Below are 13,172 nucleotides of genomic sequence, written 5' to 3' on the forward strand. Positions count from 1 at the left end.
CGATTATGAATGCGTATGGATTAGCCCCTCTGCTGTTACTCTTCCCGGCCATTGGCGTGCTATTCAATGGGTTGGTGGGCCGTCGTTTTGTGGAGGCCGACGCCAAAATTGGCGAACGCTGGTCGGGTTGGTTTGCCAGCCTCATGGCGATCAGTTCGTTTGTGGTGGCCGTTTTGCTGTTTCTCGCGTTACGGGCCAATGAATTTCAGGCTGTGATTGTGCCGATTATGGATTGGATCTCCATCCCATCGGCTAACTTTCATGTCCCCTGGGCTATTCGTGTAGATACGCTGTCGGTGACGATGATGTTGGTGGTCAGCGGCGTTGGCTCGCTCATCCACATCTACGCCATCGGCTACATGCACGGCGATCCCAATTTCTCCCGCTTTTTTACCTATTTCAACCTGTTTATATTTTTCATGTTGATTTTGGTGTCTGGCAGCACGTATCTGGTGCTGTTTGTTGGTTGGGAAGGGGTGGGCTTGTGTTCCTTCCTGCTGATTAGTTTCTGGTTCGACCGCACCAATGCGGCCGGGAAAGCGATGAACGCTGACGCCGGCCGTAAAGCCTTTATTGTCAACCGCGTGGGCGATTTTGGCATGATCCTGGCGATCTTCCTGATGTTTTGGGCGTTTGGTTCGCTGGAATTTGAGGCGGTGTTTGACACGGCCGTACACATGTTCGAGACACAGCACATCGTCCAGTTTGGCCTGTTTTCTGCGCCCATTGGCGTGGTGGTGACGGCGATAACGGCGCTGTTCTTGTTGGGCGCGGCCGGTAAATCGGCGCAGATTCCGCTGTACGTCTGGCTGCCAGACGCCATGGCCGGCCCCACGCCCGTCTCCGCCCTCATCCACGCGGCGACGATGGTCACGTCGGGCATTTATTTGCTGGTGCGCAGCAATGTTTTGGTGGAGATTTCACGGGCGAGCTTTATTGAAGAAGGAACGGCCGTATTCAACCTCATCTCCGCCCCCGACCTCATCGCCTACACCGGGGCTTTCACCGCCTTGCTGGCCGGTCTGATCGCTTTCACCCAATACGACATCAAAAAAGTGCTGGCTTACTCTACCGTCAGCCAGCTAGGTTTTATGATTGCCGCGGCTGGCACGGGCGCTTATGTCGCCGCCATGTTCCATTTGATCACCCATGCTTTCTTCAAGGCGCTGCTCTTTCTCGGCTCCGGCTCGGTCATTCACGGCATGGAACACGGCCACCACCACCTGCATGATCACGGCCATGGCAGCCATCACGGCCACGACGAAGGGCATTTTGATCCCCAGGATATGCGCACGATGGGCGGCCTGCGCCACAAAATGCCCTTCACCTTCTGGACCTATCTCATTGGTGCGATGGCTCTGGCGGGTATCTTCCCGCTGGCTGGTTTCTGGTCTAAGGACGAACTGTTGGCCCACGAGAGCTTTAATCATGGCTCTACCTTCACCATAGTCTATTGGGTCTTAACGGCAGCTGCCTTCTGCACCGCCTTTTACATGGGCCGCCAACTGATGATGGTCTTTTTCGGCCAGCCGCGCCACAAAGCGGCCGAACACGCTTCTGAAAGCTCCCCCTTAATGACCGTGCCGCTGATGATCCTGGCTGGATTAACCCTCTTTGGTGGTCTGCTCAATTTGCCTTTCGCGTCGGAAGCGGCCTACAAAGCCAGCAAAGTGGCCCACGATCCGGGCATCAACCTGGCGTTGGAACATTGGCTGGAAGAATCGCTGCCGGTCTTTGAATTGGCCGAAGAGGGCGTCTTTGCCGAAGAGCCGCCGTATACACCCACCTGGATCCAATACAATGTGGCTCTCATTTCGTCGGCTCTGGCGTTGGCTGGCCTGGGGCTTTCGATGCTGCTTGTCTACCGGCGTAGACCGGAAACGGCCGTCTCGCCCGACCCGCTGGAAAAACTCAAGCCGCTTTGGTGGTTCCGCATCTTGCCGCTGGAAACCTTTTACATGAAATTTGTCGTGCCCCCCTTCAACCGGCTGGCAAACTGGCTGGCCTATACCGTAGATTGGGAATTTTGGCACGATTTTGTCCACAACAACCTCATCCGCGACTTGTTTGGCAGCTTTGCCACTTTCCTGGCCGACATTTTCGACAAATATGGCGTTGACGGCACGGTAAACGGCATTGGCAGCGCCACCAAAGGGTTGGCCGGCACTTTACGCCGCACCCAGACCGGCTTTGCCCGCACCTCTGCCCTCGGCGTTTTCTTCGGCGCGGTGGCGCTGCTGGTATATTTTTTGTGGGTGCTTAACTAGGATTTGTCACCTGTAGTCCGTAATCCGTAGTCCGTAATCGGAACACGGAACACGGTTCAAGAAATACCGACTTTGGAGAAGCAATGAGCATGTTATTAACCATTCTAGTTTTCTTCCCGCTGCTGGGGGTGATTGCCATCCTGATTGCTGACCGGGGTAAGGGACAATCGGACAATCTGATCAAGTGGATTGCGCTGGCGACCAGTGGCATCACGTTGGTGATTTCGGTGGTGGTTTTAGCCAGTTACAACAGCGCCCTCAGCGGCCTGCAATTGGTGGACCGCTTTGCCTGGATACCGGCCTGGGGCATTGATTACCACCTGGGCGTAGACGGCTTGAGCATTTTGATGGTCCTGCTGACCGCGTTCATCAGCGTCATCGCCATTGCTGCTTCCTGGACGGCTATTGACAAGCAAATCAAAGGGTACTATATCCTGATGCTGCTGATGGAAGTGGGCATGATGGGCGTTTTCCTGGCGCAGGACTTGTTCTTGTTTTACATTTTCTGGGAATTTACGCTCATCCCCATGTATTTCCTGATCGGCATTTGGGGTGGCAGCGAACGGGTGTACGCCTCCCTTAAGTTCTTCCTTTATACCATGGCCGGTTCCCTGCTGATGCTGTTAGCGATTTTGTACATGGGTATCACCAACGACACCTTCTCTGTGCCGGACTTGATTGTCGGCCGGGCCGCTTTTGCCCACGCGCAGCATATGTTGTTCCTGGGTTTTGCCATTGCCTTTGCCATCAAAGTGCCGATTTTCCCCTTCCACACCTGGCTGCCGGATGCCCACACGCAAGCGCCCACGGCCGGTTCCATTATTCTGGCCGGCGTGCTGCTGAAGATGGGCACCTATGGTTTTGTGCGTTTTAATCTGCCCCTATTCCCACAGGCGTCCTTTGATTATGCCCCGGCCATCGCTGTGCTGGCGATTATCGGCATCATTTATGGCGCACTTGTCTCTTTCCCGCAAAAGGACGTGAAGAAGTTGGTGGCTTACTCCAGCATCAGCCATTTGGGGTTTGTGATGTTGGGCATTTTTTCGCTTAATTCGGCCGGGATTCAGGGCGGTATTTTGCAAGGGGTGAATCATGGCCTTTCCACAGGCGCGTTGTTTTTCCTGGTGGGCGTCATTTACGAGCAGCGCCATACGCGCCTGATGTCGGAGTTTGGTGGTTTGTGGAAGGCGATCCCGTTGTTTTCGGTGTTGTCGTTGATTGTGGTGCTGTCCAGCATGGGCTTGCCTGGCTTGAACGGCTTCGTGGGCGAATTTACCATTTTGCTGGGTTCGATGGGCGCGGAATCGTTGGGCACGCATCCCTGGATTTTCACCGCCTTTGCCGCGTCGGGCGTGATTTTGGCGGCCGTTTACCTGCTGTGGATGTTCCAAAATGTCTTTATGGGGCCGTTGAATAATCCGAAAAACCAGGCGCTGCGCGATGTGAACGGCCGTGAACTGGCTATCTTCCTCGCTTTCCTGCTGTTCATCGTCTGGATCGGCATCGCCCCCTCCGGCTACTTTAACCTGATGGACAGTTCGGTGTCCCAATTGGTCAGCGACATCAGCGCCACGGTGCTGGTCGGACAATAATTAAAACGATGAACGATGAACGCAGAACGCTCATCGTTCATCCTTCATCATTCCCCATGTCGCCCGTTTACTTCGTCCATCTTAGCGATACGCACATTGGGCCAACGGCCGTTTCCCCAGATCAGCATGGCGTTTATCCCTGGCCGTGCGCCAACCGGCTGGTAGACATCATCAACGATTTGCCGGTTCGGCCCGATTTTGTCATCCATACCGGCGATGTGGCCTACGCGCCGGACCCGGCGGCCTACGAATTGGCCGCTGCCACCTTCGTCCGCCTCAACGTGCCCATCTACTACGTCAACGGCAACCACGACGCGGCGCACCTGATCAACGCCCATCTGCCGATGGGTCCTAAGATGGATGTTAGCGGCGACCCCAATACGGTGTCTTATACCTTTGACGTGAAAGGAGAATGTTTCCTGGTGCTGGACACGCGCGGTCCAGACGAAATTGACCCGCAGGGCTGGCTTTCTGAAACGCAGTTAGCCGCCGCCCGCGCCGAAGCGCAGCCAGGCGGCCGGCCGCTGACAATTTTTATGCACCATCCCATCTGGCCGCTGAACGCCGAATGGATGGATGCGCACATGTTGGTACAAAACGGCCGTCTCCTGCATAACCTTCTGCTCCCGGCGCGCGGCCGGCTGCGGGGCGTGTTTCACGGCCATGTCCACCAACCCATGCAAACTGTGCGCGATGGCATCCTTTACAGCAGCGCCGCCAGCGCCTACACCCAATTCGCCGCCTGGCCCGGCGACATGACAGTGCGCCACGCCTTCGACGATGACCCTGGCTACGCTTTCGTTCACTTGCTGCCAGGGCAGACCATCATCCACCAGCACACCTTTGCCCGGCCAGAAGAATTGCCAATAGCCAATTGTTAATAGTCAATGGCGAACTAAAGAGCGCGAACCGTTGACAATTGACAATTGACCATTAACCATTAACCATTGACCATTATGAAAATTTACGGCGCTTGCCCTCATGATTGTCCCGATACCTGCGGCGTGATTACCGAGGTGGAAAACGGCCGTGCTGTCAATTTCTACGCCGACCCCGACCATGCCATCACCCAGGGCTGGTTGTGCGCCAAGGTACGGCCGTATCTGGACCACGTGTACCACCCCGACCGGCTGCAAACTCCCTTGCGTCGCATTGGACCCAAAGGGGATGGGCAGTGGCAAGCCATCACCTGGGACGAGGCGCTGGCTGAAATTGGGGCGCGCTGGCGCGAAATCATCGCCGAGTATGGCGCGGCGGCCATTTTGCCCTACAGCTACAGCGGCACGTTGGGCCTGGTGCAGATGAGCGTGTGCAACGGCCGTTTCTGGAACCGTTTGGGCGCCAGCCGCTTAGAGCGTTCTATTTGCGGCGCGGCAGCCGAATTTGCCGTAGAGGCCACCCTGGGTGCGCGCCACACGGCGCGCTATGACGACGTGGCCCACAGCAAGCTGGTCATCATTTGGGGACATAACCCTGTTAGCACCGCGCCCCACTTCATGCCCCACCTGAAAGATGCGCAGCGCGCCGGAACCCAGGTAATCGTCATTGATCCGCGCTGCACGCGCACCGCCAAAGGTGCAGATTGGCACATCGCCCCCAAACCGGCCACCGATGGGGCGCTGGCATTGGGTCTGGCGCATATCATCGCCGCCGAAAATTTGCACAACGAAGCATGGCTGGCGGCACACACGGTGGGCTGGCCGGAGCTGCGCGACCGTCTGGCCGATTACCCGCCGGAGCGCGTGGCGCAAATCACCGGTCTGCCGGTGGACGACATCATCCAACTGGCCCGCCTGTACGCCACCACCCAACCGGCGCTCATCAAAATCGCCGATGGCTTGCAGCGCCACCTGAACGGCGGGCAGACGGTGCGGGCGATTTGCGCCCTGCCGGCCGTCACCGGGCAGTATGGCGCGCGCGGCGGCGGTCTGGCTTATTCGGCCAGCGGTTATTTGCAGTGGGATGGCGCGGTGCTGAAAAAATGGGCCGACTGTCCGCCCCCGGCGCGGTCGGTGAATATGAACCGGCTGGGTGCGGCGCTTTTGGGCGAGGCGGCCGATCCGCCCATCCAATCGCTGTACGTGTTTGGCTCCAATCCGGCGGCGATAGCCCCCAATGCCGGGCAGGTGGTGGCCGGTTTGCAGCGCGAAGATTTGTTTACGGTGGTGCATGAGCTGTTTATGACAGACACGGCCGTTTACGCCGACATCGTGCTGCCCGCCACGTCGCAGTTGGAACACACCGATTTACATAAAGCCTACGGCCATACGGTGCTGGCCTACAATGCCCCGGCCATCCCGCCATTGGGCGAAAGCAAGAGCAATTGGGAGGTGATGGGCTTGTTGGCGCGGGCGATGGGCTTCGACGAACCCTGGCTGCATCAGAGCGCCGACGAGGTGATTGCCGATGTGCTGCGGGCGACGGCCGTTACCAACCCCGCTCTGGCCGACGTCACCCTGGAACGCCTGCAAGCCGAACGTTCGATTGAACTGCGCTATGAGCCGGATGTGCCCTTTGCCGACGGCCGTTTCCCCACCGCCAGCGGCCGGGTGGAACTGTTCAGCCAGCCCATGGCCGATTTGGGGCTGGACCCACTGCCGGGGTACGTGGCGGCGGAGGATGATGGGGCCAATGACGGCCGTTTCCCACCTGAAGAAGCGCTTAGCCTCATCACCGGCGCGGCGCATCATTTTGTCACCAGCAGCTTTGCCAACCAGGCCGGGCTGCTGGCCCGCGAAGGCGAGCCATTTGTGGAAATCCACCCCGACGACGCCGCCCGGCGCGGGATTGGGCAGGGCGACCAGGTGGTCGTGCAAAACGGACGTGGTTGGTGCGAGCTAAAAGCCATCGTCACCGATGGCGTGCGGCCAGGGGTGGTGGTGTCGCCGAAGGGGCGCTGGAGTCGGTTGGGCGACGGCCGTAACATCAATTGGACCACGCCCGATGCCCTGGGCGACATGGCTGGGCAAAGCACATTTCACAGCAACCGGGTGTGGCTGAGAAAAGCGGGTTAATGGTTGGTTCGTTTGCTGGTTGGTTAGCCAACCAACCAACTAACTAACTCCTCCACTATGTGGTAAGATCGTGAAATAACGAGCAAACAAGAAGGTTAAAGCTATGTTTGAAGCGCCAGCAATTGATTGGTTTGTAATCCTACCTTTTGTCATCGTTGCGGGATCTGGCATTCTGCTGATGGTGGTGGACTTGTTTGTGGCTGACGAGCAGCGCGCCTGGGCGCCCTGGCTGACCATTGTTGGCCTGTTTGCCGCCTTGGCGGTGAGTGTGAGTCAGTGGGGGATGGCTGGGGCGACGTTTACGGCCGTTGGCGACGCGCCGATGATCGTGGTGGACAATTTTGCCGTTTTCCTCAACGTTACCCTGCTGCTGGCTGGCATTCTCAGCCTGCTTATCTCTCTCAATTTCCTGGAAGACGCCAACCTCAACAAGCCGGAATATCACATGCTCATGCTGTTCTCCCTGAGTGGCATGATGCTGATGGGCATGTCCAACGACCTGATTTTGATTTTTGTCGCTTTGGAACTGCTCTCCATTCCGCTGTATATACTGTCGGGCATTGCCTGGCCCAACGTTAAATCAGAAGAATCGGCGCTGAAATATTTCTTGTTGGGCGCGTTTTCCTCCAGCATTTTTGTGTTTGGCATCGCCCTGACCTATGGCGCGTCTGGCTCGACTTCTCTGCCGTTGATTGTGGCGCGGATCAGCCTGAACAGCGCCCTGGGCATTGGGGCGATGGCCTTCATCCTGGTGGGGCTGGCCTTTAAAGTGGCCGCTGCCCCCTTCCACATGTGGACGCCGGATGTGTATGAAGGTGCGCCGACGACGGTGACGGCCTTTATGTCGGTCGGGGCGAAGGTGGCCGGGTTTGCCGCGCTGCTGCGCATTTTGATGGTCGCTTTTCCCTATGTCGGCGATGCCTGGGTTGGCGCGTTGGCGATTCTGGCGACGCTGACGTTGATCATTGGCAACGTGGTCGCCATTGCCCAAACCAACATCAAGCGCATGTTGGCTTATTCCAGCATTGCCCACGCGGGCTATATTTTGATTGCTGTGGCTGCCAGCGCCAACAGCCCGGATGGGGTGGGTGCGGCGCTGTTTTACATGATGGCTTATCTTTTCAGCAACCTGGGCGCGTTTGCCATTGTGATTGCCATGGAAAAACGGGACGATCAGGGCGTGCTGCTGGACGATTACAAAGGCTTGTGGCAGCGCAGCCCGGCGATGGCGCTGGCGATGGTTGTGTTTATGTTGTCGCTGGCGGGCATCCCACCGACGGGTGGCTTTGTGGGCAAGTTATTTGTCTTTCGCACGGCCGTTGAAGCGAATTTAACCTGGCTGGCGGTGGTGGGGGTGGTAACGGCCGTTGTCTCTACTTTCTACTACTTGCGCGTGGTTTACCTGATGTTTATGTTTGAAGGTGAGGCTGAAATAAACGCCAAACCGGCATTGAGGACGGCCGTTGTCGTGATGGTTCTAGTCACATTCCTCATCGGCTTACTGCCTGGCGCCTGGTTTGAACTTGCGCGGCAGGCGGGCCTGAGCGGGCTGCCACTGCTGGCCGGTGGTTAGCAGCGGTAGCCAGTGTTCAGTATTCAGTATTCAGTATTCAGTATTCAGTGTACGTTTTCCAGAAACAGCGCCTCAGTTTCCTAGGAAAAGAGTGGATTCAACGCGGTGAATTTCTTGCTGAATTTGCTGCCGCGTTTTCTGCAAGATGGCGTCGAACTCTTGCAGGCGGCCCAGAGCAGCCTGCAGGGTAAAGGGATTAGCCGACGGGGTGATGGCCGGGGCGGGGTATTCCAGCCGGTCGGCCTGGATTTGGGCGTGGAGGTGTTCCGTGGAGGCGGCCGGCTGCACCCCCAATTCACGTAAGAGAACGGCCGTACACCGTTCATACTGCCGCAGTGCGCTGGTTCGGTCGCCGGCCAGGTAATAGAGCCGCATCAGGCGGCGGTGGGTGCGCTCCCGCGCCTGGTCGTGGCGCAGAATTTGCATCCCATAGCTGATGGCCGATTCATAGGCGCCGCAGCTTTCGCCATGCTCCATCAATTTGTCCAGCATCATCAACAACATCTGCTGATACCGTTCACGTTCAAACAAACACCAATCCTGGTACCAGCCTTCCAGCAAATCGCCGCGATGAAGCTGCACGGCTTCGGCAAGGGTGCGCACGGCCGTTTCGTCCAGTTCAGCCCCCGCTTTTCCCTGCGTGCAGACAAACGCCTGCTCAAATAAGGCCACATCCAGCCGCAAAACGGCCGTAAGACCTATCTGAATCCAATCCGACTCAATCTGCACAATGGTGTTTAAATCATCATAGCCGCTAAACGCGCTTTGCAACTGCCACAGCGTGCGTCGCAGATAACTCTTCGACTGCGCCGATGGCTGTTCCGGCCAAAGTAAACTGGCGAGTGATTCCCGATGGTGTGGCCGGTCTGCGTGCAAAAGCAGATAACACAACAACTCCTGAACTTTACATGCATCTAGCCCGTCTAACGCCTGCTCCCCACAGCGGGCACAAAACTTGCCAAACAACGAGATTTGCAACTGATCCATGCGTGCGCCTCTTCGTGATGGCCCAACAATCTGTTTGTCGGGGAACCAGATGAATTATGCTAATGTTTTCTGTCGTAGAACAAAAGCAGTTTGATGGATGAATTAATTGGCTGCGTAACGATGGTGATGATGGTGGAGTGGTGCGGGTATGGGTGAACGATTGAGGACAAAACCAATGAGTCACACCATTATAAACGATATGCTTTGAATTTTTACGGCATGACCCATCATTTTAGAAAAATAGGTATGGTTCAACAGGGGCGGGTTCATCTTTTATGAATTCTCAGAAGTTACACGGAGGAGTCACGGAGATTTTGGCGCAGAAACAAGCTCTTTCTTCGTGTCTCACCATGACAGCATGTGTGAAGGACATTTGTCGCCCTGCCTACGAATCAGAGAGGATTTCTTCCAGCGGATTGTCGCTTTCTTCGACGAGGCTTTTGCGGGTTTTACCGCCCGTTTGCGGGTCTTCCACCAGGCCCATCTCGAAGAGGTGTTCCATGATGCGCGCGGCGCGTGGGTAGCCGATGCGCAGCCGACGCTGCAACATGGAACTGGAAATACTGTCTTGTTTTTGGGCGATTTCGATCGCCTGTTCCAATAGCTGGTCAGTTTCGTCCAGCAGGGCGTGTTTGGCGATAAGCGTCTCCCAGGGCGGCGGGATTGGCTCGAAATCGGGTAATGTGGTGTGCCAATGGTTGACAAGGCGCTCGATTTCATTGTCGTTGACAAAAACCCCCTGCACGCGCACCGGTCCGGCGGCGTCTGGGGCCTGAAAAAGCATGTCGCCCTTGCCCAACAGATGCTCCGCACCACCCGTATCCAGGATGACGCGCGAATCTACGCCGGAGGCCACCGAAAAGGAGAGGCGGGCGGGGAAGTTGGCTTTGATCAAGCCGGTGATTACGTCGGTAGACGGCCGTTGCGTCGCCACAATCAAATGAATGCCCGTCGCCCGCGCCATCTGCGCCAACCGGCAAAGGGTCCGCTCCACGTCGCCGGGATAGGTGTACATCAAATCGGCCAGTTCATCAATGAAAACCGCCAGGTAAGGCAGCTTTTTTAGCGTTGGGTGGCGGGCCACTTTGTGGTTGTAGCCGTTCAGGTTGCGGGCACTGACCAGGGTAAACATCTCGTAGCGGCGGTCCATTTCGGCCGTCAGCCAGCGCAACACGCCCACCGCCCGGTCGGCCTCCACCTCCACCTTGCCGATCAGGTGGGGCAGGCCATTAAAGCGGATCAGTTCAACCTTTTTGGGGTCTATCATGATGAGGTTGAGCCGTTCCGGTGAATTGTTGAACACCAGGCAAGAAACGAAGGCGTTGATGCACACCGACTTGCCAGAGCCGGTCGTCCCGGCGATCAGCAGGTGGGGCATGGTTGCCAGGTCTATCGCCTGGGCTGCCCCGGAAACGTCCTGCCCCAGAGCGACGCCCAGGGGGCTTTTGATTTTGGCAAAGGCGTCGGATTCCAGGATGGAACGCAGGCGCACGATGCTGGTTTCGGCGTTGGGCACTTCGATGCCGACCACGCCGCGCCCCGGGACCGGCGCCTCAATGCGCAGCCGGGTGACGGCCAGCGCCAGGGCCAGGTCACGGTGCAGCGAAGCGATCTGGCCGATGCGGATTTTCTGCTGTTTGGGGTCGCCATCTGGCCCGGTGCGTTCCACATAGCCGGGCTGTACGCCGAACTGGGTGATGGCCGGGCCGCGCCGGATTTCGGTGACGATGGCCGGAATGTGGAAGTCGGCCAGGGTGCTTTCGATGATGCGCTTCTTTTCATCAATTTCGGCGGGGGACATGGCCGTGGGCACGCCTTCTTCTAACAGGGTGATGGCCGGCAGGCGTTGGTCGCGCCGCTGCCAATCCATGCCATCTTCCTGCGGCGCGGAGTCTTCGATGATGATGAGGTCGTTGGGGCTGCGCAGATGGGACTGGGGCAGAGGCACGGCCGTTTCCTGGGGCAATGTTGGCCGCGCTACCGCTGCCCGCTCTGGTGGGGCAATCCTGGCGCCCCAATGGCGCAGGCCGATAGTGATGTGGTTCAGGGTCTCTAACAGGTCCAGCCAACCATAGTTGACCAGCAAAGCAAAGCCCCAAATCAGCAAAATGGCGTACAGAATGCTGATGAGAAAGGGACCGATCAATTCCAGCAGCGGTTCTGATAATGCCCAGCCAACCAGCCCGCCGCCTAGACCCCGATAGGCGTCGGACAGGGTGGCGTTGGTGAGTAGGTGGCTGAGGGGGAGGGCGGTGAACAGCAGCAGTTCTAGCCCGACAACCTGGGAGGCGTGGAATTGATACGGCCGTTTCACCCGCCGAACAGCCAGATGCAGCCCTACGGCCGCCAGAATAAAGAACAAAGGATACACTCCCCAACCAAACACCTGGCGCAGCAAACTGGTCCACCACGTCAGCCAGCCGGCCTGGGTAAAGCCGGGCAGCGCCAGCAAAGTGATCAGCGCGAAGAGACACAACAGTCCACCGGCGATTTCCACCCGCCAGGGGATGAGGCCGTTGATAAACTTTTCATCCCAGGTTGGCGGCGGTGGCGGGGGTTCTGTTTTGGGGGAACGGGTGGTGGTTTTGCGGGTCATAAAAGTAGTCGGTAGCTGAAGATTAATAGTTGACAGCAAGTATACAACAAATCAACAGCCGACGTGAGGAAGCGGCGTGAGGACGCCGCTTTCAGGCTGTCAACTCCCAACTCCCAACTATCTACTGATTTTGGGGGACGCCGCGTAAACTGAGGGCCAGACGTTTGGCACGGCCGTCTACTTGCAGCACGCGGGCGACAACGCGGTCCCCGATATTGACCACGTTGCGCGGATGCAAAAAAGAGCCTTCAGCCAGTTCAGAAATGTGGACTAACCCTTCTAGCTCCCGTTCCAACAGCACAAACGCACCATAGTTGGTGATATTGTTGATGATACCGGCGACGATTTGGTCTGGTTGGTAGCGTGTTTCGGCCGTTGCCCAAGGATCTGGATACAGACGCTTGACGCTCAGGGCCACCCGCTCGTTCCCTGAGTCTACCCCCAGCACCAGAACTTCCAATTGTTCATCTGGCTGCACAATCTTGCTAGGGTGGGGTACGCGGCTCCAGGACAACTCGGAGATATGGATCAGCCCTTCCACGCCGCCCAAATCTACAAATGCGCCAAAATCAGTTAGATTGGTCACGCGGCCGGTGAGGATGTCGCCCGATTTAAGGGCGTCTAAAACGTTCTGACGTTGTTCTGGCTCTACCACGGCGGCTCTTTCAGACAAAATGAGCCGGTTCATCTGCGGATTCACTTCGATGATTCGGAGGGTGAGGACGCGATTGACAGTGTCTTTGAGTACTTGAATGCGCTGCGAGGCGATGTGGAACTGGGGGAAATCTATCAGTTGCGAGGCTGGCACAAAACCGGGCAGACCCTGCCACTGCACAAGCAACCCCCCTTTGTTATAGCCAACGATGGCGAGTTCTAACTTCTGCCTGGCGTCCAGAGCTTCCTGGGCCAATTTCCAGGGGTCCATCAGCGACGTTCCTATTTCGGGAAGCCAATCGTCGTCGCCACTTACCACCTCATAACGACCGGAAGCGGCAGCCTGGTCACGGTCGGTTATATGTGGCTCGTTTTCTTTGTGTGACAATAAAGCGGCCCAAAAAGAATCATCTCGCTGGTTTGTTTCGGGAGACGCCTGGGAAGATTGGAGATTCATATGCTGTTACTCGGATAAAATTGTCACACAAC

General features: G+C 57.2%; 8 protein-coding genes. 5 read left to right on the top strand and 3 right to left on the bottom strand.

Going from position 1 to position 13,172, the window contains the following annotated elements; all coding sequences use genetic code 11:
• Nucleotides 1-5: 5 nt before the first annotated feature.
• The 5 genes from IPM39_04885 to IPM39_04905 all read left to right on the top strand — a co-directional run bounded on the left by IPM39_04885 (nt 6) and on the right by IPM39_04905 (nt 8,446).
• Nucleotides 6-2,267, top strand: coding sequence for an NADH-quinone oxidoreductase subunit L (locus tag IPM39_04885; protein ID MBK8985406.1), 2,262 nt, complete (start codon nt 6-8; stop codon nt 2,265-2,267).
• A gap of 83 nt (nt 2,268-2,350) precedes the next feature.
• Entirely contained in the window at nt 2,351-3,859 is a 1,509-nt protein-coding gene (locus tag IPM39_04890; protein MBK8985407.1) for an NADH-quinone oxidoreductase subunit M, read from the top strand.
• Nucleotides 3,860-3,867: 8 nt separating this feature from the next.
• A complete protein-coding gene (locus IPM39_04895) occupies nt 3,868-4,740 on the top strand; it encodes a metallophosphoesterase (protein MBK8985408.1) in 873 nt (290 codons plus the stop codon).
• A gap of 75 nt (nt 4,741-4,815) precedes the next feature.
• On the top strand, nt 4,816-6,873 hold the full coding sequence (locus IPM39_04900; protein ID MBK8985409.1) for a molybdopterin oxidoreductase family protein: 2,058 nt from the start codon (nt 4,816-4,818) through the stop codon (nt 6,871-6,873).
• A gap of 103 nt (nt 6,874-6,976) precedes the next feature.
• A complete protein-coding gene (locus IPM39_04905; GenBank protein MBK8985410.1) occupies nt 6,977-8,446 on the top strand; it encodes an NADH-quinone oxidoreductase subunit N in 1,470 nt (489 codons plus the stop codon).
• A gap of 72 nt (nt 8,447-8,518) precedes the next feature.
• Here the strand turns inward: IPM39_04905 and IPM39_04910 are convergent, their stop codons facing one another.
• The 3 genes from IPM39_04910 to IPM39_04920 all read right to left on the bottom strand — a co-directional run bounded on the left by IPM39_04910 (nt 8,519) and on the right by IPM39_04920 (nt 13,140).
• Nucleotides 8,519-9,433: a hypothetical protein gene (locus IPM39_04910; protein MBK8985411.1), complete on the bottom strand. Its 915-nt coding sequence runs from the start codon at nt 9,431-9,433 to the stop codon at nt 8,519-8,521.
• 385 nt (nt 9,434-9,818) lie between these two features.
• Entirely contained in the window at nt 9,819-12,029 is a 2,211-nt protein-coding gene (locus IPM39_04915) for a DNA translocase FtsK 4TM domain-containing protein (protein MBK8985412.1), read from the bottom strand.
• Nucleotides 12,030-12,150: 121 nt separating this feature from the next.
• Nucleotides 12,151-13,140 carry a S1 RNA-binding domain-containing protein gene (locus tag IPM39_04920; GenBank protein ID MBK8985413.1) on the bottom strand — a complete coding sequence of 330 codons (990 nt, stop codon included), beginning with the start codon at nt 13,138-13,140 and terminating at the stop codon, nt 12,151-12,153.
• Between the last annotated feature and the right edge of the window lie 32 nt (nt 13,141-13,172).

Source organism: Candidatus Leptovillus gracilis (assembly GCA_016716065.1).
Classification (GTDB): Bacteria; Chloroflexota; Anaerolineae; order Promineifilales; family Promineifilaceae; genus Leptovillus; species Leptovillus gracilis.

Bases quoted from the DNA above. Each gene is read 5' to 3' on its own strand.
- IPM39_04885 (MBK8985406.1), top strand. From the start codon at position 6: ATGAATGCGTATGGATTAGCCCCTCTGCTGTTACTCTTCCCGGCCATT.
- IPM39_04890 (MBK8985407.1), top strand. From the start codon at position 2,351: ATGAGCATGTTATTAACCATTCTAGTTTTCTTCCCGCTGCTGGGGGTG.
- IPM39_04895 (MBK8985408.1), top strand. From the start codon at position 3,868: ATGAACGATGAACGCAGAACGCTCATCGTTCATCCTTCATCATTCCCC.
- IPM39_04900 (MBK8985409.1), top strand. From the start codon at position 4,816: ATGAAAATTTACGGCGCTTGCCCTCATGATTGTCCCGATACCTGCGGC.
- IPM39_04905 (MBK8985410.1), top strand. From the start codon at position 6,977: ATGTTTGAAGCGCCAGCAATTGATTGGTTTGTAATCCTACCTTTTGTC.
- IPM39_04910 (MBK8985411.1), bottom strand. From the start codon at position 9,433: ATGGATCAGTTGCAAATCTCGTTGTTTGGCAAGTTTTGTGCCCGCTGT.
- IPM39_04915 (MBK8985412.1), bottom strand. From the start codon at position 12,029: ATGACCCGCAAAACCACCACCCGTTCCCCCAAAACAGAACCCCCGCCA.
- IPM39_04920 (MBK8985413.1), bottom strand. From the start codon at position 13,140: ATGAATCTCCAATCTTCCCAGGCGTCTCCCGAAACAAACCAGCGAGAT.